A 23,650-nucleotide genomic window follows, 5' to 3' on the forward strand; every position below is an offset into this window, starting at 1 on the left:
AAGTAATCGCATGAACGAAATGAAAGACATCGTTGCCGCTGTGACGGCATGTAAAGGCGCGGATTTTGAATTGCAACCCCTTAAAATCCGTCAACCTCAAGGTGATGAGGTGCTGGTGAAAGTTGTCGCGACGGGGATGTGTCATACCGACTTAATTGTCCGTGATCAGTATTATCCTGTGCCATTGCCTGCTGTGCTTGGACATGAAGGCGCGGGAATTATTGAAGCGATTGGACCAAATGTGACTGACCTGCAAGTGGGTGATCATGTGGTGTTAAGTTATGGTTATTGTGGAAAATGCACCCAGTGCAATACAGGTAATCCTGCTTATTGCTCAGAGTTCTTCGGACGTAACTTCAGCGGTGCTGACTTAGAAGGTAAAAGTGCGATTTGTAGGCATGATCATACCGTAGTACACGATCATTTTTTTGCCCAGTCTTCCTTTGCGACTTATGCCTTAAGTCGTGAAAATAATGCAGTGAAGGTAACCAAAGAGGTTCCTATTGAGTTACTGGGACCATTAGGCTGCGGTATTCAAACGGGTGCAGGGGCATGTATCAATGCGCTTAAAGTAAGCCCTGCCAGTAGTTTTGTGACATGGGGCGCTGGTGCGGTAGGTTTAAGTGCATTGCTTGCGGCGAAAGTCTGTGGCGCATCAACCATTATTGCTGTTGATATTGTCGAATCACGTTTGGAGTTGGCAAAACAGTTGGGTGCAACCCATGTGATCAATAGTAAAACGCAAGATCCTGTGGCTGCAATCAAAGAGATTACGGGCGGTGGAATTAACTTTGCACTTGAGTCTACGGGACGCCCTGAAATCTTAAAACAAGGCATAGATGCTTTGGGTATTTTAGGCAAAATAGCAGTTGTTGGTGCACCCCCTTTAGGAACCACGGCACAGTTTGATGTGAATGATTTATTACTCGGTGGAAAAACCATTATGGGTGTGGTTGAAGGCAGTGGTGCACCGAAGAAATTTATCCCAGAGCTAGTTACACTATATCAACAAGGAAAGTTTCCATTTGATCGGTTAGTGAAATTCTATGCCTTTGATGAAATCAATCAAGCCGCACTAGACAGCCATAAAGGAATCACACTAAAGCCTATTATTAAAATTGGCTGATTTGGGGTTAATTGGGAGTGACCTGATTATATTGATGTCATCAGGTTATTCCATTTAAAAATTTAAAAAAAGAACGCTGGGAAGAATAGAAAATGACGGATAAACCTTTTGTGTGAAATACCAATACCATGCCGTGGGAATTTATTTCTATTCCATTTAAAGAGTGAATTACCAGTAAAAACCTGTTTGCAAGACCCAGATACAGGCATAATGATTTGGAGGTTGCGCTATCCTGCTGGGTTTAGCACGGTAGAGCATTGGCATAATTGCGCACACGGCATGTATGTATTAGAGAGATATTTGGCTACGAGCGAGGACGAGTTTGGACTCGGAAGTTTTGTCTGGCTTCCTGAGGGGGGCAATCATGTTTCATGGTGCGCGAAGTGATAATGATGTTTTGATGTTATTTATTACCAATAAGCCTTTTGATATCCATTTTCCTGCTGAGGCAGGAATGCCTCTGTCTTAAGTCCCAACCCCACGCAAGTAATGAAACATTAATCTTTTTAGATACATAAGGGATTTAAGATTTAATTTCTGGTTGAAAAGCATGATCATGCTTTCAAGAGTGGGGTTTAATATTTAATTCCCATTTGTTTAATTTTAAAATCAGTGTCGTTGGATTAAAACCTAACAGTTTAGCTGCACCAACATCACCAAAAATTTTACCTTCACATTGTTTGATTGCTGATTTAAGATTTTCAGTTTCTAACGGTTTGAGTTGTTGTATCGTCAGTACTTGCTCGATTGTAGAGACGTGATTGGACTATATGGTCTGAGATGGTTCTTGTTCAAGCAAATATTGAAAAGAAACAGCATCGTGTATGGTCGTGATTAATGCATGTTCCAACACATTTTGTAATTCACGAATATTACTGGGTCAGTTTTTATTTTCGATTAGTCGCGGCAATAATCCTAACTTCAACGTATCGTATTTTCTCTTCTCCAACTCTTTCGAAAGTACCTTCATGCATGTAATACGTATAGCAATTTACTTTGTAATTCGAGTGGCTCGACAATTTAATCTAAAAATAAAATCCCTTAATCGGCAAGTTCAAAGCATCCAGCCCAATTACGAACTGCACTTGTAAATGATAATTCGCGCAAATGCATAACTTGACTGCACGCTGTACTTAACTTTATAGAGTCAAATACAGCGTTAAGAAACCAATAAAATTAAATACTCGTTGCTTGCTTAATAAAACCTAGTAACTGGTTAGTTTCGGCTAAGCTAGCCTTTTGTAAAGGTTTTCTAGGGTCTCCGACACAGAAACCTAGTTCATTCAATCCAGCCTTCACTGTTTTGGGTAAACCACCTTGCACAATAAACCGCAATAAAGGAAGTTGCTTATAGAAAAGGTTTTGTGCCTGAGTTAGATCTCCATTTTTGACTGCTTGATAGAGCTGATTGGGGAGTTTGCCTAACAGATTTGGGGCAACGGTACACCAACCACTTGCACCAGCACAAAATGCCTCAAGAGCCAAAGGATTACAGCCATTATAAAAAGGCAATTTCCCTTGTGTCAGCTCATGGAATTTATGCATACGTTGAATATCCCCCGTACTGTCTTTGACCATAGAAATGTTTTCAATCTCTTCAAACATTTTGACAATTAATTCAGGCGACATATCCAAACCACTCGTTGCAGGGTTGTTATAGACCATAATCGGGAGTTTAGTCGCTGCTGCAATTTTTTGATAATACTCATAAACTTCTTGATCCGTCAGTTTCCAATAGGAAACAGGAATGACCATAATCACATCTGCGCCTAACTCTTCAGCCTTTTGAGCTTTTTGAATTGCCATTGAGGTCGTGAGTTCGGAAATTCCTAAAATGACAGGGACACGATGATTAACAACTTCAATACTTTTTTGAGCAACTTGTTGCCATTCCTGCCAAGATAAATAAGCACTTTCTCCAGCACTGCCAAGTGGTGCAATCGCATCACATTGATGCTCAAGCAACGCATTTAGCGTAATCGTCAATGCATCAAAATCAACTTCCTGTGTTTCAGCTTTAAAAGGAGTAATGGGGTAAGCAATAATGCCTTCTAATTTCATGGTTATTCTCCTTTAAATGCAATCTGAGTGATTTTTCAAAGCTTTACGAGCGTAATAAGCGAAATTGATTTTGTTGCGTTTATCTGTAGACACCCAGTCATGTGCTTCTTTGGCTAATTCGTGTGGAATCTGTTGAATTTGACCTGCCGCCATGGCCAAAAGTTGTAAGCGTGCAGCACGTTCAATCAAAATTGCGAGATTACAAGCTTCCTCGATGGTTTTTCCTGTGACCAACTGTCCATGGTGAGACAATAAAACAGCACGATTTTTACCCAATGCTGAAGAAATAAAGATCCCTTCTTCATTGCCAACAGGAACACCAGGCCAATCTCCTACGAAAGAACAATCTTCGTACAAAGCACAGGTATCCATATGTGAGATAACGAGTGGCACACGGAGCATAGACAATGCAGCGACATGCGTTGGATGGGTGTGAATAATACAATTCACTTCGGGGTGCTCTTTATAAATCCAAGTATGAAAACGGTTGGCTGGGTTTGCCATGCCTTCACCATTTAAAGGTTTCAGGTCTTGATCTACTTCTAATAAGTTGGCCGCAGTGATTTCATCAAAGCCTAAACCAAAACGTTGAGTAATAAAGGTATTTCCTTTATCTGTTCGGCTGGTGATTTGTCCAGCAAGTCCAGCATCATGACCATGATCAAATAAGATACGGCAAGTTAAGGCCAGTTTTTGTGGATCGGTGTAATCTTCATCTTGAAAATGTTGTTGCATACTTTGTTGAGCGTTGTGCATGAGCTGCTGTTTATCAAGTAGTGCAGTTTCCATAAGACCTCCTATTCGGTTGATTTGTCATTTGGACATGGGCAGAATAAGAAACTTGTGGATGGTAGAAAATATCCAGTTTTTAAAACTTATATGGTCCAGATAATCATGCAACAATCGTGGGAAATGCGACTACATCTTGCTGAACGTAAAGAAAAAACTATTTTTCTTAAACTGACAAACCAGATTATTCAGGAAATCTTGTCTGGGCGATTAAAGCAGGGCACACGTTTGCAAGGTTCGCGGACCTTAGCGGATGAGTTGGGAATTAATCGTAAAACAGTACAATCCGTTTATGAAGATTTAGAAGCTCAGGGCTGGTTAGTCTCAAAGCCAAGACAAGGGACGTTTATTTCTGAACAGTTACCCGATCTCAAACTTGACTCAGCATTAGCTCTAATGACATCAGCTCAAACTTCTACTGAATTATCTACTCCACAGGAAGCGACGATTAAAAATGATGGGATTCCTGATACTCGGCTGATTCCATATGAGTTATTTTCGCGTGCTTATCGTCATGCCTTGATTAAGGTGACGAGGCAGCAAATTATGGGGTATGGTGACCCGCAAGGGGCGCTGGAATTACGTCAAGCCTTATTAAATATGTTGTCAATGGAGCGATTTATTCAGACCACAATACAGCATATTTGTATAGTTCGTGGAAGCCAAATGGGGATATTCCTTGCAGCTCGAGTGCTTGCCAAGCCACAAGTACAAGGTCAGGTCATTGTCGTGGAGCAGTGGTCTTATCCACCAGCAGTTGAAACCTTCCTATCCAACCATTTTCAAATTGTGCGGGTCAGATTAGATCAATATGGTTTAGATACCGAACACTTAACAGAAATACTAAAAAGTCATTCGGTTGCAGCCGTATACACTACGCCACATCATCAATATCCAACGACTGTTTCCATGTCGATGGATCGGCGACTAAGGCTTTTGGAACTATCTAAAACTTTTGATTTTTATATTATTGAAGATGATTATGATCACGAATTCCACTATGACAGTCGTCCTATCCCTCCTTTAATCAGTTTACCTGCGGCTGAAAAAGTGATTCATATCGGTTCATTGTCCAAAGTCTTTGCACCAAGTTTAAGAGTGGGCTATGTGGTTGCTGATTTGGAAATTATCCAAGCCATGAAACAGGATATTTTACTTATTGATAAGCAGGGCAATGCCATTACAGAACTGGCGATTGCAGAGTTGATGCAACAAGGTGAAATCAAGCGGCATACAAGGAAGATGCGCAAAATTTATCAAAATCGTCGAGATTTTGCTGTGATGACTTTTCAGCAATTTTTTCAGGACAACGTTGAAATTACTGCACCAGCAGGGGGAATGGCATTATGGGTGCGGTTTAATCTAGCTTATCAAACTCACTATACTGAAGCTTTAAGTCATTTGCAGATTGATTCTGAATATTGCTTTGGTTCTTGTGTAGAAAATACCAGTTTAGAATATTTTCACATACGCTTTGGCTTTGCTGCACTGAATGAAACTGAAATAACCAAGATTATTCAAACATTACATCAAATTTTCATGACTGAATTGTAAGTTGAAAAATATAAAAGCCAAAATCTTGTGGACTTTGGCTTTGCTACATAACCTAATTATAAAGGCATACGATACTCAATAATTCCAGGTTTTTCAGCGATCCAGTTATAAAGTTTCTGAGCAGTCTGGTTTGTCTCTTGAGTATGCCAATATAAACGATCACACTTTTGAGTAAGCGCTTGTTTTTGGACATATTCTATTAAACGTTTCCCGACGTGTTGCCCACGTGATTCAGGCGATACATATAAGTCCTCTAAATAACAATAGTCTGTTTCTGCCCAAGTTGAGCGGTGAATCACATAATGGACAAAGCCTAAAACTTTGTCGCCTTCTTTGGCAACAGCACAGTACACAGGTTCAGCATCATCAAAAAAGCGTTGCCATGTGGTTTGTGTGACTTCATGAGATAAATTAACTTTATAAAATTCTTGATAGGCAAGCCAATACGGTAGCCATTGTTGGTAGTCTTGATACTGCGCTGGTATTACTTGAATATTGTGCTTTTGCATAGTGATGTTCCCATCATTTTTGGTGATTAAAAATTGATTGGTAAAGCATAATCTTGATATGGTACTGTTTTAAGATACGGTTTTCGTATTTTTTACAGTACCAGTTTAAGATTTTTATACCAAACGCCGTGAAAAAAATACTTCCAACAGCATATTGAAGATTTCTAATCATTCACCGTATTTATAAAATTATCTGAAACAAATCGTTTAAATTTTCCATTCAAGACACAATTGGCGATTAAGCCTAAAATCAATCCCCAAAATGCTCCGCCAATCCCCAATAATGTAATATTGGCAGCACTGGCAAGAAAGGTAATTAAAGCTGCTTCACGGTTTTCACCATCACTCATAGCATTGGTTAGACTTCCAGTAATAGTGCCTAATAATGCAAGACCTGCCAGCGTACTAATAAATGTTATTGGAAATGCTGTAAATATTGCAGCGAGTGTGACGCCAAAAATCCCAACCAAAATATAAAATATTCCCGCGGCAATTCCTGCTATCCAGCGTTTAGAAGGATCTTCATGAGATTCCTTACCTGTACAGATTGCAGCGGTAATTGCTGCAAGATTAAATGCGTGAGCGCCAAAAGGTGCCATGATGAAGGAACCTAAACCTGTGACAATAAGAATGGGTTTGGCATTGGTTTTAAATCCATCATTTTTTAAGACCAGTAAACCTGGCATATATTGCCCTGTTAATGTGATTAAAAATAAAGGCATGGCAATACTTAATGTGGAATTGATGGAAAAATCAGGAGCAGTAAGAATCGGTGATGCTAATTTTAATTCAAATCCTGCAAAATCAATTCGAGTCTGAATGATTAAAAAAATAAAACCAAAAACCAAAACACTGACGATGGCATATCGTGCAGAAAAACGTTTAACAACCAGATAAATTAGAAATAATGACAGGGTCAGAAGTGGGTCGATTATGGTGTTGGTAAAGGCAGTTATACCAAATTGTAATAAAATCCCTGCCAACAAACCTGACGCAATACTTACAGGAATGAGGCGAATCAGTTTTTCAAAATAACCAGTAACTCCTAAAATTACGAAGGCTAAGGCAGAAAGTAAATATGCGCCAATCGCTTCAGCATAGGGAATAGTTGCAAGAGCAGTAATGAGAAATGCAGCAGCAGGAGTAGACCATGCCGTAATGATGGGTTCTCGAGTGTACCAACTTAATAATATTCCAGTAATACCAACACCAATAGAAATCGACCATACCCATGAAGCTGTAAGCTCTGGGCTAAGTCCTGCCATTTGTGCTGCTTGGAAGATTAAAATGAATGTACTCCCATAATTGACAATTACCGAAATTAATCCTGCCAAAATAGGAGGGAGTAAATCCTTGGAATAACGGTGAAAAACTGCGAGTCGAACCGACATAACCCCAACCTCTGAAAACTTTAACCATGAAAGCGTTGAGTGTATTTTTAATCATGGTATTGTCATAAGATACAGTTTGGGTGTTTTTAGAAGTACCAGTTCACTATGACAACGTCATCTTCTGCTTATTTTCCACATTTAATTTTGCCTAAAGGGCAACCCATAAAAGATGGTTTATATTGTGTTTTACGAGATGCAATTCTAGAAGGCCGTCTATCTGGGGGAACAAAACTACCCTCAAGTCGCAATTTGGCAGAGATGATGTCCATTTCCCGTAATTCTGTATTGGCGGGATTAGAACGTTTGCTCGATGAAGGCTATTTAGTCACTAAACCAAGTTCAGGAACTTATGTTGCTGCTGTCATTCCAGACCAATTAATTCAAATTCAAAACGATATAACCCAGACAAAATCTCAACCTACGCAAAGCATCAACATTAATCCACATTTCACTAATTTGTTGCTTCATTGGAATAAGCAGACATTATCAAGTCAAGAGAAGAAAATATTTCATGTGGGTGTAGGCTGTGTCGACTTATTTCCACATGAACTCTGGGGGAAATTATTAGGGCGTGCATGGCGACAATCTTATTATCAATTAGGCCAATTTCATGATCCACGAGGCTATCTGCCTTTACGTCAGGCAATTTGTCATTATGTTAAGTCAACACGAGGATTAAACTGTCAGGAAGAACAAATTCTGATTGTGAATGGAACACAACAGGCAATTCATTTGGCTGCATATGCGCTGTTACAGCCAAATGACCAAGTGTGTTTAGATGAGCCGGGTTATGACGCAGCCTTAAATATATTCCGTAGTTTTGGTGCCATAGTAAACCCTATTACTAGTGATGAGGAGGGGATGAGAGTTGAAGAAATTATTCATGACCATGCTGAAAGCAAACTCATTTACACAGCTCCCTCACATCAATTTCCACTTGGTGACACTCTGAGCCTTGCTCGCCGATTTGCTTTATTGGACTGGGCTACCCAATATCAAAAATGGATCTTTGAAGACGACTACAATAGCGAATTTCGTTATGGAACGCATCCTATACAAGCATTACAAGGTTTAGATGAACAGCATCGTGTGATTTATGCAGGCACATTTTCTAAGATGATGTTTCCTGAATTCCGACTTGGGTTTATGGTCGTTCCTGAAGCCTTAATTGAAGTTTTTAGTCTGGCAAAATATTATACCGACACGCGTAGTTCCTATCTGGAACAGGTGGCACTGGCGGCATTTATTAAAGATGGTCATTATGCACGACATGTACGTAAAGTCCGTAAAGCCTGCTACGAACGTCAACAGGCTTTAATTGTAGCAATTGAAACCTATCTTTCAGATGTACTAACTGTACAGCCTACCGATTCAGGAATTCATTTAGTTTGTTGGCTTAAGAATGGTTGGACTGAAAAAGAATTTCTTATTGAATGTGAAAAAGTGGGTTTAGCTGTACAGCCTTTATCCAGATATTGTCAAGTCGCATCCCAAAGACCCGCCGTACTGTTTGGTTATGCAGCACATACGCCTGATGAAATACAAGCAAATATTAAAAAGCTTGCGCAATCTCTGTATTAGTTTTTTGATAATTTAAAATATGCCCGTTAGTTTCTAAAATATGAGAAGACTAATTTTGCTATGCACATAATTAAATTCACTATAGATGCTTCTTTATTATGCATACATTTAAGAATTATTGATGCATTATTTAGTGATAAGAATTTTAAAAAGCAATTGGAATATAAGTCTGTATATTTTGTCGTTGAAAAAGGATTTATGGGTGTACGATGCTGATTGTGGAGTCGGAAAAGCTTCTAAAAAATATAACAAAAACAAACGCGATGAATCAGTTTGATATAAAAATATACTCTAGAGGTATTTCACAAAATTAAATTTTTCTTTTAAAAAAAGAAAAAGATTCTGTCTTGATATATAGTTTTAATGAAAGGATAGAAGAATGACCAATCGAAGGATTTTGATTGGCATAAAAGTTGCTTTTTTAAGCAATAGGGTCTTAGCTAGGTGAAAAGGATATGACATCACTCAGCCAACAGATGAATGTGAACCACCATTCTCGGCAAGCAGATTTTGCTCAGAATTTAATGTCGAGCATTTGTGGCGAACATCGTTTAGATACAAGTGCACGCGATACCTTAGATTTTCATTACGATGGTATGCGTTTGCCTAATCGGAAAATGGCGATTGGTACGATTCGTTATGGTGCAAATGTTGCCATCAATATTTCCAATTTAAAAGCTTACAGTATTAGCTTGCCTTTACAGGGGAAACAGGCGCTAAGTATTCGTGGTGAAAATTATGTTTCGGATGAGAATAGAGGGTTAATTGTCTCGAATAATGATTGTCAGGAATTAGTTATTAACCGTGATTGTCAGAAATTACAGGTCGTGATTCCTGAGCGAAGTATGCATATGGTTTTGGCGGATTTGTTAAATCAGTCCATTGACCAGCCTATTATTTTTAATCCAGAAATGCATATCGATTCAACTCAATTAATTCATGCATGGTGGAAAAACATCCAAAATTTCTTGCAGTTTAATGCACAGAATAATGGTTTTTTTGGCTTACAAATGCTGTCTGATGATTATGAAAATTTTGTGATTAAGGCGTTATTGCTTTCTCAAGAGCATAATTATTCTGCGGCATTGAAAGTACATGCACAGCAACAAGAGCCGGTCTATATTCGCAAAGTTAAAAATTTCATTATTGAACATGCGCATGAAGATATTCGTGCTGATGATTTACAACGTTTGGCAGGTGTTTCAAAGTCAAAGCTGTATGATGAGTTTCAGCAATATTATGGTACTAGCCCGATGTCTTTTTTGCGCAAATATCGCTTGCAGCAAATTTATAGAATTTTAAGTCATGCCAATATGAATGCTAAGTTATCGATTTCAAAACTGGCTTATGATTGGGGTTTTACCCACCTCAGTCGTTTTTCCCAAGACTATAAAGAGGAGTTTGGTGAAAAGCCGAGTGAAACTAAAAATAAGTCACGTGAATAAATGATGAGATATAAGAAACCCCTGATTGAGAAATTTCATCAGGGGTTTTTTAATGCAATATACAAATGGTTTAGACTGAATTTTCTAAGTTATAGATTGCTTTAGTTTTAGATTTTTCATAAATGACTTTTAGGGTTAAAGCCATAAATGAAATGAAAGTTGGGATAGCCAGTACAAAGAAGATGCCACCTAAACTTAGGTTAAAGGTGAAAATAAGGGAACCAAAGAATGCCCCCAAGATCGCACCAATCCGTCCGATACCATGCATCCAAGACACACCAACTGCGCGGCAAACGGCTGGATAGAACATAGTTGCTAATGGTAGGAGTGATGACTGTGCTCCTGCAAGCAATGCACCAATCAAGAAAATGGTGATGCCAAGCAATAAAATATTTGAGCTGACTACACCTGCAACAAGGAATAAGCCGAACGCAATGAGGTAAGCATATTTGATTACGGTGGTTGGATTCACCTTATCCATATACCAACCCATGATGGTTGCGCCAATTACACCACCAAAAGGGAAGATGGCGGCAATTAAGCTAAATTGTTGTGTACTAAAGCCCGCTGTTTTTAAAATAGTTGGCATCCAACTGGTTAAAAGATAAAACACCAAGAGGCTGGTAAAACAGCATAACCACAGCATACTTGAACCCCATAAGTATTTGCCCAATACAATTTTTACAGGATTTTCATTGGTGGTTTCGGTTTGTGGTAACACCAGTTTCACAGGTTCGCTAAACGGATGTCCTTGAATTTTTTCTAAGATGGCGAGTGCTTTATCTTGGCGGTTGCGCGCAATCAGCGATTGTGTCGATTCAGGTAAAGCAAGCAGTAATGCAATGACCAATAGTAAAGGAATACTACCGCCAAGAATAATGACTTTCGACCAACCAAATCCTTCGAGTAAATAAGCGGACAATACACCACCACAAGAAATGCCTAACATAAAACCACAACCTGCGAGTCCTGTGAGAAAGGCTTTGCGCTTAACTGGCATATATTCAGATACCATTGTACTGATGTTTGGCATGGCTGCACCTAATCCAACCCCTGTAATAAAACGGTAAATCATCAGTTCTTGGGTAGAGCTAGCAAAGCCACAAAGAATGGTAAACACCGAGAATAAAAGGGTGGTTGTGACAATAATGCCTTTACGACCAAACTTATCGGACAGGGGCCCCGAGATAATCGCACCGATTGACATGCCGACCAATGCGGCACTGAGTACGGGTGCCAGTTGTGGTTTGCTAATGCCCCAATCATCCAGTAAAGCAGGTGCAATAAAGCCAATAATTCCTGTATCTAGACCATCACAGAAAAAAACCAAAAAACCCAGTATAAAAACGAGCCATTGTAGGGGGGAGAGCTTCTCCCGATTAATAATCTGATTTACTTCAATTGTTCTCATAATTCTTCCTTTGAATGTATGTTTTAGCTCGGTTGGATTGACCCTTTTTGTACAAATTTACTCATGGCATTGATGGATGAATTTTGCGTTAGCAATGTTCGCGCATGAGTGAAAGGTGTTCGATTTACACCAGAGTCATCGCCTTGTTCTGATCGACAGAAAGACTCTTTTTAAACGGTAGAGAAAGTTGCGCTATCGCGAGGTATGAACATATCTTGATTGAACTATTTTTATACTTTGAGGACTATCCACTAACTCCTGAACTTCATCCATTTTTTCCATTCGTGCTGGATCGTTTTTTTTAACAGATTATTTTTGTCACCTGTGCAAGCAAAAGAAGCATCCATATTTAGACACGCAATTTAGAATTGCGCATGGATTGGATAGTGCTCGCAGCTTTTGGACAGTCATCCTAAAAATTTGGATAGAAGATAAAGCCATAACAAAGTCAGGAGTTGACGATTATGGCTGGTCAAACGATTCAGATAAAAACCGAGACTGGTAAACAATTTAGTGCTTACTTGGTCGCCCCATCTTCAGGTAAAGGTCCAGGCATTGTGTTGTGTCAGGAAATCTTTGGGGTCAATGCCGCAATGCGGGAAAAGGCAAACTTTCTTGCCGAAGAGGGATACACCGTTCTTGTTCCTGATTTGTTTTGGCGGAGTGCGGCCAATATTGAATTGGGCTATACCCCAGAAGATTTTCAAAAAGCTTATGCACTTTATCAACAATACGATGAAAATTTAGGGGTAGAAGATATTCAGGACAGTCTGACTTATCTGCAAACACGACCTGAATGTGATACGTCTACAGGGCTGGGTGTTGTTGGGTATTGCTTGGGCGGAAAACTGGCGTATTTAGCTGCCTGTCGTTTACCAGAAGTTGCTTGCGCCGTTGGATACTACGGGGTTGGTTTAGAAAATGTACTGGATGAGCTAGCTAACCTAAAAGGACGTTTGGTGCTGCATACTGCAGAGTTAGATCAATTCACCCCACCAGACGCACGACAAGCGATTTTGCAAGCCGCGAGTCAATATAGCAATGTCAAAGCCTATGTCTATGAAGATGTCGATCATGCTTTTGCTAGACCGAAAAGTGAACATTACCACAAACCATCAGCCCGATTTGCCCATGAGCGAACGGTGACTGCACTGCATGACACGATTGGACCACATTATGATTTGGTGGCGTTATGGGAAGAGCATATTCGGCATGAGTTTGATACACGAGATGTCCCTGCGACCATGGCAACCATGGTGGCTGAACCTTATGTAAATCACATTCCAACGTTAACAGGTGGTGTGGGGCAAAGTCAGTTAGCGCGTTTCTATCGTTACCATTTTGTCCATCAAAACCCTGAAGACATGAAGATTACCTCTATATCACGCACGGTGGGATCAACACAGGTGGTCGATGAATTTATCATGAGTTTTACTCACGACACCGAAATTGATTGGCTATTGCCAGGGGTGAAACCAACAGGCAAATACGTCGAAATTCCAATGCTGGGTGTTATTCAATTTCGCGGTTCTAAACTGTGTCATGAACATATTTATTGGGATCAGGCATCGGTACTAGTGCAAATTGGTTTACTCAACCCTGAGGGATTGCCTGTGGCCGGTGTTGAGACGGCTAAAAAACTCCTGAATGAAGATTTACCTTCCAATACGCTGATGCCGTCATGGAACAGCAGCGAAGGTAAACCCATTGGTGAGGGAGTGTGATTATGAACATTGATTTAAAAGGCAAGGTTGCCGTGGTCAGTGGCGGTGCAACCCTCATTGGAAAGGCCGTGGTTCAGGCTTTGGTGAATGCAGGCGCACGCGTTGCCATTCTAGATATCGATGCCAACGGAAAGAAAGTTGCAGAAAGTTTTCCTTATGACGTGATGTTCATACAAGTGGATTTGACCAGTGATGTGGCGATTCAACAGGCAGTCAAGAACATTCATCAGCATTTGGGGGAAGTCAGTTGTTTGGTGAACTTGGCATGTACTTACTTAGATGATGGCTTTCAGTCCTCGCGTCAGGACTGGCTAAAGGCATTGGATGTCAATGTGTTGTCTGTAGTGGAGTTAACGCGTGCCTTTTATCCAGACTTAAAAGAGCATCGTGGTTCGATTGTGAATTTTACTTCGATTTCTGCCAAGTATGCGCAAACAGGACGCTGGTTATATCCCGTATCCAAAGCGGCTATTCGCCAATTAACTCAAAGTATGGCCATGGATTTTGCCGCTGATGGTATTCGGGTCAATTCGATTTCCCCAGGTTGGACATGGTCGCGGGTGATTGCCGAAGTCAGCGGCAACAACCGTGAAAAAGCAGATGGCGTTGCAGCGGATTATCACTTATTGGGTCGTTTGGGGCATCCAGAAGAAGTCGCCAATGTGGTGCAGTTCTTACTTTCACCCGCAGCAAGCTTTGTGACAGGGGCAGATTATGCCGTCGATGGTGGCTATTCAGTGATGGGACCTGAAGGTTCTCAACCTGCCATTCCGCGCTTAGCCAGCTAAGACAGACATTCATTATTCAGAACATTAAAAAATTTGGAGAAGCACATGCGCCGTATTGCAATTGTTGGAGCAGGACAATCAGGTCTGCAACTGGGCTTAGGTCTGTTAGATACAGGCTATGACGTAACGTTAATTACCAACCGTACAGCTGATGAAATCCGTCAGGGCAAAGTCATGTCTAGCCAATGTATGTTTCATACTGCCTTACAAACTGAACGGGATTTAGGGCTGAATTTTTGGGAAGAGCAATGTCCTGCAGTGGAAGGAATTGGCTTGGCTTTGGTCAATCCTGAACATGGTGGCAAAGCCTTTGAATGGAGTGCACGTCTGGAACGCTATGCACAATCGGTCGATCAGCGCGTGAAAATGCCCTTTTGGATGCAGGAATTTGAAAAACGTGGTGGTCGATTAATCATTCAGGATGTTGGGATAGAAGAACTAGAGCAACTGGCCAATGAATATGAATTGGTCTTGCTCGCCGCAGGAAAGGGTGAGGTTGTCAAACAGTTTGAACGTGATGCGGAACGAAGCACTTTTGATCGACCGCAACGTGCCTTGGCACTGACCTATGTTAAAGGCATGAAACCTGTTTCCCCATATTCACGTGTCACTTTCAACATCATTCCAGAAGTGGGCGAATACTTCTCTTTCCCAGCACTGACCATTAATGGACCATGCGACATTATGGTTTTTGAAGGCATACCCAACGGCCCTATGGACTGTTGGCAAGATGTACAAACGCCTGAACAGCATTTACAGCGCAGTCTTGAACTGCTTAAAAAATATGCGCCATGGGAATTTGAGCGTTGCAGCAATGTTGAACTTACCGATGCAGGCGGTTATTTGGCAGGTCGATTCCCACCAACAGTGCGTAAACCTGTTTTGACGCTGCCTTCAGGCAAAAAAGTCTTTGGTATGGCAGATGCCTTAGTTGTAAATGATCCAATTACTGGTCAAGGCTCAAATAATGCAGCCAAATGCAGCAAGATCTATTTCGATGCCATTTTGTCTAATGATGATCAAGCCTTTAGTGAAGCATGGATGCAACAAACCTTTGAGCGCTATTGGGCATACGCCGAAAAAGTCGTGGCATGGACCAATAGTCTGCTGTTGCCACCACAACCGCATGTCGTGGAATTACTTGCCGCTGCCAGCCAGAACCAAGCGATTGCATCAGTGATGGCAAATAACTTTGATGACCCACGTGACTTTGCGCCGTGGTGGTTTGATGCCGAACAGGCACAGCATTTTATTGCTTCGAAAACGGCACAAAAAGTTGCGTAATCAGGTTGGGTAAAAGGAGCTTAGACATGATGGATAGTATTGTAGATATGGCACTACAGCCAGTAAATGTAGAAAACCCGAGAGAGATACGGAATTTACTCGGCCAGTTTGCAACAGGGGTCACGGTGATTACCACTCGGAGTAAGCAGGGACGTAAAGTCGGCATGACAGCCAACTCTTTTTCCTCCTTGTCACTCGACCCGCCATTAATTTTATGGAGTTTGTCTAAAACGGCCCCAAGCCTGTCAGATTTTGTTGATGCAGAACACTTTGCCATTCACATGTTGGCGCAAGAACATCATCTGCTTTCTGGGCATTTTGCCAAAGCTTCTGCCGATAAATTCGCTGGAATTGCACATCGAGAATGTGACGTAGGTGTACCCATTCTGGAGGATGTGCTGGCAACCCTTGTCTGTCGAAATGTGACCCAATATGAAGGAGGTGATCACCTTATTTTTATTGGTCAGATTGAGCAATATCAACAACGGCAGGGAGAGCCATTGGTTTTCCATGCAGGGAAATACCGAGTCGCGGCTGCTCATCCAGAGCTAAGCAATTAAAGATTTAGTCACGATGTTTCATCGTGACTTTTTTATTTAGGAAAAAACAATGAAGTCTCATGTAGTACAAAAAAGTGTTTTGCTCTGTAGTTTGAGTTGTATTTCTGTCATGGCTCAAGCCTATGATTTGCCAACTGTAAATTTAGGCATGACCAGTTTTTTAGATGGCGGCTTACCTGCTGGAACGGGTTGGTATGCACAAACCTATTTTCAAAACTATGACAGTGATGAATTGGTCGATGCTCAGGGAAATAAATTGGGCTTGCCCAAAACAGATCTGAATTATCAAGTACTGGTTGAACAAGTCAGTTATTTGTCTAATGTAAGATTAGGCGATCATGCCAGTTTAGGGATGAATTTTCTGATTCCATTTGTGAGCAAAATGGATATGGATGATGGATTAAATCAAATGGCAATCAAATCACAGGGTGGTTTTGGTGACATCATGATTGGTCCTTTTGTACAATTCGATCCAATTATGGGAGCAGCGGGTCCCAAATTTGTACATCGGATTGAATTCCAAGTGAACCTGCCAACAGGGGATTACAGTTCACAAAAAGATATCAACCCAAGTAATCATGCAGTTTCGTTGAATCCGTATTGGGCGGCAACCTACTGGTTTAATCCCAAATGGACAGCTTCGACACGTATGCATTATCTGTATAATTTTAAAAATGATGATCCAAGTTATGCATTTTCAGGTGCAGATGAGATTCAAGCAGGACAGGCATTACATGCTAACTTTGCAACAGATTATGCAGTTACGCCACAATTTCGCTTAGGGCTGAATGGGTATTGGTTAAAGCAAATTACCGATACCGAAGTGGATGGCGAGAAAGTAAAAGGACGTAAAGAAAAAGTTTGGGCAATTGGTCCAGGTGCGATGTACAGTTTTTCACCGAATAACCATGTAGTGGCCAATGCCTATTTTGAACAAGATGCAGAAAATCGTCCTGAAGGGACGCGGATGCAAGTTCGTTATATTCATCATTTCTAATTAAAACAATGCCTTTTATCCCTTGCAGGATAAAAGGCAATTAATTTATGAGTTATTGCAGATAGTATTTAAATTGCCTTAGCTACAACGACGTGTAGATGACGGTAAAGTTCCAAAGCGTCTTTTATATTCTTGAGAAAATCTACCTAAATGCGTAAATCCCCATTTAAATGCCACGTCCGTAACGGTTAAGTGTTCATTTCGTACGAGTTCTAAGTGCGCCTGCTCAAAACGTAATTCTCTCAGATATGCCATTGGGGTCGTGCCCAAATAGTTTTTAAAGCCCGTAAATAGCGTACGTACACTTACACCCGCTTGTTCGGCCAGCGTTTCCACACTTAACGGCTCATGTAAATGTTGTTGGATATAGGCTTCAGTCCGCTTAATAAAGTGTGGCGAAATGGTTTTGTCTTTATGAGAGTCAATTTTATCTAAGCCATTATTGGGCTGCCCATAAATCAGCGCGTTTAATAGATTCGATTCAAACTGTTTAAAAGCCAATGGATGATGCAGTGGATGTTTGTCGCATGCCAGTGCATCCATTAAGGTGCGGAGCAATTGCAAAAAGTAGCTGCCATTTTGGGTGGTAAAATCGAGTTTAGGATCAAAAATAAGCGGAGTGTTGTCAGTGTCAGGAATATGCTGGCGACAATGATGCAGAAAATCATCTTTAGAAATTTTTAAAATAAGTTGCGGAGAGTTGGCATGCCAGCGCATCCGCAAAGATTGTTGCGGTGAGATGATGGATGCGACTTGCGAATAGGACATGAATTTTTGACGTCCAAATTCAATTTCGGCATAACCATGGGTTGGAATTTGGATTAAATAAAATTTGTCTAAATGGTCGGGTTCTATAATCACATCCGCACCGTAGACTAAACGGCTAATGGATAGGGCACCTGTTTTAACATGGTGCATGGTTGCACTAAAATTTTTCTGTGGCTTAGAGATTTTTAACAGGTGAGGCTTAAAAACTTGCCCTACATTTTTACAGGTTTCATTTATATCTTGATGGTTGAAGAGTAAATTATGGGGAGAAAAAATAGATTCCTGCTGGAAATTCCGTCCATTTAATTCAGAAGAGTTGGCTTGATACATATCGTTATTCCTTTGGCTAACTCCTGCTTGTATTTCACCTTTGAAAATTCTGCTCGGAAGAATTTTGAAGGGATGTAAATACTGCACTTAGATGATTCAGTTGTGCGCAAAATATATAAAGATCAATGCAAGATACAGACCAGAATTGCCAAAAAATGCTGCTTTCAACAAGTATTCAGTGAAGGAATCAAGATCCTTATTTTAAGTGTTTAATAACAGGCATATACTTGAAGATTCCATTCCATGCGCTTGGTTTTCTTATTCAGATCTTAGTCCTTAAGATCTATACAATTTTATAGCAAATCCAAGTGATCTGGTCAATTTTATGATCACTTGGATTCTGCTGATCTTATTGAAATATGATGTATTTAAATGAATATATGCTTAGAGACATACATTCATTTGTAGGAAATTCATAAGATTCTGATTAAACGCCGTTGGCTGTTCCACATTAGAAATATGCGATGCATCAATTTCGACCAACTGACTCTTGGGAATTTGACTCTGCATAAACTCAGCATCCGCCACCGTTGTCACAGGATCTTGCCGTCCTGCAACAATCAATACGGGCACCGTAATTGTCTTTAATTGCTCCCGAACATCCGCTTTAGCCAAAGCTTCACAACAACTCGCATAACCTTCTGGGCTGCCAGCGCCTAAGTCGTTTGAAAGCGTTGCAACCGTTGCCGCGTTGCTTTGGATAAAGGGAACTGTAAACCATCGCGAAGCTGCACTGTCCGCGATAGATTGTAAACCTTGAGATCTGACCAAAGCCGCCCGATCCAGCCAAGCCTGCTCCTGACCAATTTTAGCCGCCGTATTACACACCACCACATGGCTAAAACGCTCAGGATAATGAATAGCCAACCATTGACCGGTTAAGCCCCCCATAGAAATCCCACAAAATGCAGCTTTTGAAATCTTTAAATGATCCAGCAAATGAATCACATCTTCACCCAATTGTTGCAGGCTATAAGGACCTTGCGGGGTAGACGAAGCACCATGACCACGCGTGTCATAACACACCACAAAGAACTGCTCTTTTAAAGCATTAAACTGCTGTTGCCACATGCCATAATTGGTCCCCAAAGAATTGGAAAATACCAAAGCAGGATTGGTGGCATCACCAAAAGTTGCGTAATTGATGGTTGCATCATTTGAAATAAATGTTGGCATAAAATCCCTCCCGACCTCCCTTTAAAAAAGGGAGGGGAAATATCTTAAATAGTTATGATTTGTTAAACGCGCTGAATAATCATTGCAATGCCTTGACCGACACCAATACACATCGAACATAAGGCATAAGTACCACCCGTTTGTTCTAATTGGTTTAAGGCTGTGGTGACTAAACGTGCACCTGAAGCACCCAACGGATGACCAATCGCAATCGCACCACCATTTGGATTCACTTGTGTCGTATCGTCTGCCAGACCTAAATCACGGGTAACCGCCAGTGCCTGTGCCGCAAAGGCTTCATTCAGCTCAATCACATCCATCTGCTCGATGCTGAGATTAGCTTGTTTCAGCAATTTCTTAATCGCTGGTGCTGGAGCAAAGCCCATAATGCGCGGTTCAACCCCCACAGCCGTAGATGCAATAATCTTGGCACGTGGTTTAAGTTGGTATTGCTCGACGGCTTGTTCCGAAGCAATCAGTACAGCAGCCGCACCGTCATTGATGCCTGACGCGTTTCCCGCTGTGACGGTGCCTTCTGCTGTGACGACTGGCTTCAGTTTCGCCAAACCTGCTAATGTGGTCGATGCACGAGGATGTTCATCGGTATCCACCACAATCGGATCACCCTTACGCTGAGGAATACTTACAGGGACGATCTCATGTTTAAAAAAGCCTTGAGCTTGCGCGGTTGCTGTGCGCTGTTGACTCGTCAAGGCAAACTGGTCTTGATCTGCACGATCAATCTTAAATTGTTGTGCCACATTCTCTGCAGTCTGTGGCATGGTCTCTACACCATACATGGCTTTCAGCTTCGGATTGATAAAACGCCATCCCATGGTGGTGTCTTCAATCTTCTGGCTACGACCATAAGCCGTTTCTGATTTACCCATCACAAACGGAGCACGCGACATGCTTTCCACACCACCCGCAATGATCAGGTTTGCTTCACCCGCTTTAATGGCACGGGCTGCAATCGCAATCGCATCTAAAGATGAACCACATAAACGGTTAATCGTCGTTGCTGGAACTTCGACAGGTAAACCTGCAAGTAGTGCTGACATACGCCCCACATTACGGTTGTCTTCACCCGCTTGGTTGGCACAGCCGTAAATCACATCATCAACTTGTTTCCAGTCCACGTTTGGATTACGTTGCATTAAGGCCTGAATCGGCACAGCACCCAAGTCATCTGCACGGACTGGTGCGAGTCCACCGGCATAACGGCCGAATGGGGTACGGATGGCATCGATAATATAAGCGTCTTTCATGTTTAATCTTGTCCTTTGAAACGGGACTCTGCTGATAGATAAACTGTATCTAGTCACGATGGAGTCTTACCATGTTCAGCTAAATGCCAGTAGCTCGTTCTTGTCACTTTTTTAAAAAAGTGACCAAAAACCTTTGTTGAACAGAGGAGGCTTCCTTGCCTCCCTGTTCAACTTAGCGACATCCATGTCGCCTGTCACGATAGTGAATTACGGGGAAAATCCAAATCTTAATAAGCAAGAACCGTATTCAAAGTGTTCCATTCAGTATTTCTCGATGGCGGCATGGATGCCGCCCGTTGGACTGTGGTATATGGATATACCATCAGCCCAACAAAGATTTTTGTTACTTTTCATCTCTGAAAAGTAAGGGTATCGCCTACACGAAACGTTTTTGTTTGAACCAGTATTCGAGGCAATGACCTTATTCAAACAATTAAATTTTCAAACTAATCAGTTAATGTGTCGCATCCACCAACGGAGCACCCGTCATGGCCTGCAATTCTGCAAAGCTTAGACCGTCGACTTTCTCAATCACTTTTAACCCTTCCGCAGTGACATCAATCACACACAGGTCGGTATAAATACGGTCAACACACTTTTGTCCTGTGGCGGGGTAAGTCAGCTCAGCCACAATTTTTGGTTCACCGTTCTTGGTGACATGATCGGTGGTGATAAACACTTTTTTAGCGCCGACGGCCAAATCCATCGCTCCACCTACCGATGGAATTGCATCGGATGCACCAGTATGCCAGTTGGCCAAGTCACCATTGGCTGCGACTTGAAAGGCACCAAGGACTGCAATATCCAAATGCCCACCACGCATCATGGCAAACGAATCCCCATGATGGAAAAAGGCGCCGCCTTGTAACATGGTCACATATTCTTTACCCGCATTGATCAGCTCAGGATCTTCTTCACCTGCGGCAGGTGGTGGACCAAAAGCCAATAAACCATTTTCAGAATGCAGGAAGATCTCTTTGTCATTCGGTAAGTAGCTGGCAATCTTGGTGGGTAAGCCAATGCCTAAATTGACATAAGCCCCATCCGGAATATCTTGGGCCACACGTTCAGCAATCTGGTTGCGGTTGAGTTTTTGATAGCTCATGATGTTCTCCCGATTACACAGCCACAGGTTCAGGCTGAACCTGCACCACATGTTGAACGAAGATGCCTGGGGTGATGATGTGTTCTGGATCAAGCGTCCCGAGTTCCACCACTTCAGACACTTGGGCAATGGTCACATTGGCTGCCATGGCCATGATTGGGCCAAAGTTACGTGCCGATTTACGGTAGACCAGATTGCCCCAACGGTCGCCTTGTTGGGCTTTAATCAAAGCGAAGTCAGCTTTGATTGGGTATTCGAGTACATAATCTTTACCGTCGATGTGACGAGTTTCTTTACCTTCGGCCAATAAAGTACCAAAGCCTGTAGGGGTAAAGACTGCACCGAGTCCCATGCCTGCGGCTTGAATACGGCAAGCGAGGTTACCTTGTGGTACTAATTCCAATTCGATTTTGCCTGCACGATAGAGTTCATCGAAAACCCAAGAGTCGGACTGACGCGGGAATGAGCAGATGACTTTTTTCACTGCACCGGCTTTCAACAGTTTCGCCAGACCATAATCGCCATTGCCTGCGTTGTTGCTGACGATGGTGAGGTCTTTACGTCCAAGTTTGATCAGCCCGTCAATGAGTTCAGCGGGTTGTCCTGCTGTTCCAAAACCACCAATCATGATGGTTGAGCCGTCTTGTATCTGGGATAAAACTTCATGAATTGAAGTCGAGGATTTATTGATCATGTAAAGCACCCATACATTGATTTTGGATCTGCTTCTTTCGTGCAAATATCAAATGTCGAAAAGGGGAGTAGGAAATTAAAAAGTTGCAATGTGAATTGGAAACTGAATTGAATGAGCTAAGAGATGCCTTCGCTCATTCATAGTTTAACGATTAAAGCGTTATGCTACTGCACGACGACGATCAACTTCAGTCGAAGGAGCAGAAGCAGCTTCTTTAACTAACTCAATATTGAAGGTAATGTGCTTAAAAGGTTTGTCTAGACCACGACGCTGGATTTCAGCAGGGTCAGTCACATCAACTGCTGTAGCCACTAAGCCATCACGAGTTGCAAAAGCAAAGTCATCCCAAAGGTATTTGTCACCTTCAATGTTGAATTGTGTAGTGAGCTTACGGAAACCTGGCGCAGAGACAAAATAATGCACATGTGACGGACGGTTACCATGACGACCTAACTTATTCAGTACGGCTTGAGTCGTGCCTTCAGGAGGGCAGCCATAACCTACAGGCATAGTGGTTAAAGCCACATATTGACCCTGTGCATCGGTTAAAATAGTACGACGTAAGTTAAACTCAGACTGAGACTTATCAAAGAATGAGTAGTTTCCTAAGCTGTTCGCATGCCAAACTTCAACTTTGGCATTTTCAATGATTTGACCGTCTGCATCACGGACAATACCTTCAATAAGTAAGGTATCAATTTTGTCCGATTCGCTGCCATCATCCATACGTGCAAAACCAACTGTTTCAGGTGCACCAGCCACATATAAAGGACCCTCAATGGTACGTGGTGTACCACCAGTGATGCCTGCTTTGGCATCCGCTTCGTCAGCACGCAAATCTAGATAATGTTCTAAACCTAAACCAGCAGCCAATAAGCCCAATTCATTGGCTTGACCAGCATCGGTAAAATATTCCAAGCCTTTCCATACCTCAGAAGGTTGGATATCTAAATCTTCAATGGCTTGGAACAGATCGCCAAGTAAGCGAACAATAATTTGTTGAATGCGTTCATCGACAGGTCCTTGTGCGGTATCGACATTCATTTTTTTTACAAGTGCATCAATTTGTTGACGGTTCATACTATAACT

The 23,650-nt window shown here is 41.7% G+C and carries 20 protein-coding genes and 1 pseudogene; 9 read left to right on the forward strand and 12 right to left on the reverse strand.

From position 1 onward, the window contains the following. Nucleotides 1-10: 10 nt before the first annotated feature. Complete coding sequence (locus MP622_RS04430; RefSeq protein WP_044737992.1) at nt 11-1,126, forward strand: NAD(P)-dependent alcohol dehydrogenase; 1,116 nt, start codon at nt 11-13, stop codon at nt 1,124-1,126. A 562-nt stretch (nt 1,127-1,688) separates the two neighbouring features. Here MP622_RS04430 and MP622_RS04435 read toward each other — a convergent pair. The 3 genes and pseudogenes from MP622_RS04435 to MP622_RS04445 form a co-directional block, all read right to left on the reverse strand. Continuing rightward, nucleotides 1,689-2,221 (reverse strand): annotated as a pseudogene (locus MP622_RS04435) (sigma 54-interacting transcriptional regulator); the annotation flags it as partial. A gap of 81 nt (nt 2,222-2,302) precedes the next feature. Beyond that, nucleotides 2,303-3,187 (reverse strand): dihydrodipicolinate synthase family protein, encoded by an 885-nt coding sequence (locus tag MP622_RS04440; protein WP_243792710.1) that lies wholly within the window; start codon nt 3,185-3,187, stop codon nt 2,303-2,305. 12 nt (nt 3,188-3,199) lie between these two features. Then, complete coding sequence (locus MP622_RS04445; RefSeq protein WP_243792711.1) at nt 3,200-3,976, reverse strand: aldolase; 777 nt, start codon at nt 3,974-3,976, stop codon at nt 3,200-3,202. Between the two features lie 90 nt (nt 3,977-4,066). Between MP622_RS04445 and MP622_RS04450 the strand changes: the two genes are divergently transcribed. Next, the gene (locus tag MP622_RS04450; RefSeq protein WP_243792712.1) at nt 4,067-5,530 is read left to right on the forward strand and encodes a PLP-dependent aminotransferase family protein; all 1,464 of its coding nucleotides are present in this window, start codon (nt 4,067-4,069) and stop codon (nt 5,528-5,530) included. Nucleotides 5,531-5,586: 56 nt separating this feature from the next. On the opposite strand, the gene MP622_RS04455 is transcribed toward MP622_RS04450, so the two are convergent. Continuing rightward, nucleotides 5,587-6,039: a GNAT family N-acetyltransferase gene (locus MP622_RS04455; RefSeq protein ID WP_243792713.1), complete on the reverse strand. Its 453-nt coding sequence runs from the start codon at nt 6,037-6,039 to the stop codon at nt 5,587-5,589. A gap of 164 nt (nt 6,040-6,203) precedes the next feature. Continuing rightward, nucleotides 6,204-7,430: a benzoate/H(+) symporter BenE family transporter gene (locus MP622_RS04460; RefSeq protein WP_243792714.1), complete on the reverse strand. Its 1,227-nt coding sequence runs from the start codon at nt 7,428-7,430 to the stop codon at nt 6,204-6,206. Between the two features lie 105 nt (nt 7,431-7,535). On the opposite strand from MP622_RS04460, the gene MP622_RS04465 reads away from it, so the two are divergent. Continuing rightward, nucleotides 7,536-9,011, forward strand: coding sequence for a PLP-dependent aminotransferase family protein (locus MP622_RS04465; protein WP_243792715.1), 1,476 nt, complete (start codon nt 7,536-7,538; stop codon nt 9,009-9,011). 455 nt (nt 9,012-9,466) lie between these two features. Beyond that, nucleotides 9,467-10,456: an AraC family transcriptional regulator gene (locus MP622_RS04470; RefSeq protein WP_243792716.1), complete on the forward strand. Its 990-nt coding sequence runs from the start codon at nt 9,467-9,469 to the stop codon at nt 10,454-10,456. A gap of 70 nt (nt 10,457-10,526) precedes the next feature. On the opposite strand, the gene MP622_RS04475 is transcribed toward MP622_RS04470, so the two are convergent. Beyond that, the gene (locus MP622_RS04475; RefSeq protein ID WP_243792717.1) at nt 10,527-11,867 is read right to left on the reverse strand and encodes an aromatic acid/H+ symport family MFS transporter; all 1,341 of its coding nucleotides are present in this window, start codon (nt 11,865-11,867) and stop codon (nt 10,527-10,529) included. 464 nt (nt 11,868-12,331) lie between these two features. Here MP622_RS04475 and MP622_RS04480 point away from each other — a divergent pair, with 464 nt between their 5' ends. Genes MP622_RS04480 through MP622_RS04500 form a run of 5 tightly spaced genes read left to right on the forward strand, consistent with a single transcriptional unit; the run spans nt 12,332 to nt 17,220 of the window. Beyond that, nucleotides 12,332-13,591 (forward strand): dienelactone hydrolase family protein, encoded by a 1,260-nt coding sequence (locus tag MP622_RS04480; RefSeq protein WP_243792718.1) that lies wholly within the window; start codon nt 12,332-12,334, stop codon nt 13,589-13,591. A 2-nt stretch (nt 13,592-13,593) separates the two neighbouring features. Further along, nucleotides 13,594-14,379 (forward strand): SDR family oxidoreductase, encoded by a 786-nt coding sequence (locus tag MP622_RS04485; protein ID WP_243792719.1) that lies wholly within the window; start codon nt 13,594-13,596, stop codon nt 14,377-14,379. Nucleotides 14,380-14,424: 45 nt separating this feature from the next. Then, entirely contained in the window at nt 14,425-15,663 is a 1,239-nt protein-coding gene (locus tag MP622_RS04490; protein WP_243792720.1) for a styrene monooxygenase/indole monooxygenase family protein, read from the forward strand. A gap of 29 nt (nt 15,664-15,692) precedes the next feature. Next, a complete protein-coding gene (locus MP622_RS04495; protein ID WP_161932772.1) occupies nt 15,693-16,223 on the forward strand; it encodes a flavin reductase family protein in 531 nt (176 codons plus the stop codon). Nucleotides 16,224-16,272: 49 nt separating this feature from the next. Then, entirely contained in the window at nt 16,273-17,220 is a 948-nt protein-coding gene (locus tag MP622_RS04500; RefSeq protein WP_243792723.1) for a transporter, read from the forward strand. A 78-nt stretch (nt 17,221-17,298) separates the two neighbouring features. Here the strand turns inward: MP622_RS04500 and MP622_RS04505 are convergent, their stop codons facing one another. From MP622_RS04505 to catA, 6 genes are all read right to left on the reverse strand, one after another. Beyond that, a complete protein-coding gene (locus MP622_RS04505; RefSeq protein ID WP_243792724.1) occupies nt 17,299-18,318 on the reverse strand; it encodes an AraC family transcriptional regulator in 1,020 nt (339 codons plus the stop codon). Nucleotides 18,319-18,702: 384 nt separating this feature from the next. Further along, the gene (pcaD, locus tag MP622_RS04510; protein WP_243792725.1) at nt 18,703-19,494 is read right to left on the reverse strand and encodes a 3-oxoadipate enol-lactonase; all 792 of its coding nucleotides are present in this window, start codon (nt 19,492-19,494) and stop codon (nt 18,703-18,705) included. 62 nt (nt 19,495-19,556) lie between these two features. Further along, a complete protein-coding gene (pcaF, locus tag MP622_RS04515) occupies nt 19,557-20,762 on the reverse strand; it encodes a 3-oxoadipyl-CoA thiolase (protein WP_243792727.1) in 1,206 nt (401 codons plus the stop codon). 454 nt (nt 20,763-21,216) lie between these two features. Further along, entirely contained in the window at nt 21,217-21,867 is a 651-nt protein-coding gene (locus MP622_RS04520; RefSeq protein WP_104441951.1) for a 3-oxoacid CoA-transferase subunit B, read from the reverse strand. Nucleotides 21,868-21,880: 13 nt separating this feature from the next. Then, a complete protein-coding gene (locus MP622_RS04525; protein WP_243792729.1) occupies nt 21,881-22,561 on the reverse strand; it encodes a 3-oxoacid CoA-transferase subunit A in 681 nt (226 codons plus the stop codon). A 159-nt stretch (nt 22,562-22,720) separates the two neighbouring features. Continuing rightward, on the reverse strand, nt 22,721-23,641 hold the full coding sequence (gene catA, locus MP622_RS04530; protein WP_243792731.1) for a catechol 1,2-dioxygenase: 921 nt from the start codon (nt 23,639-23,641) through the stop codon (nt 22,721-22,723). Nucleotides 23,642-23,650: the final 9 nt, after the last annotated feature.

Origin of the sequence: Acinetobacter sp. PK01 (assembly GCF_022819285.1) — a bacterium.
GTDB lineage: Bacteria > Pseudomonadota > Gammaproteobacteria > Pseudomonadales > Moraxellaceae > Acinetobacter > Acinetobacter tandoii.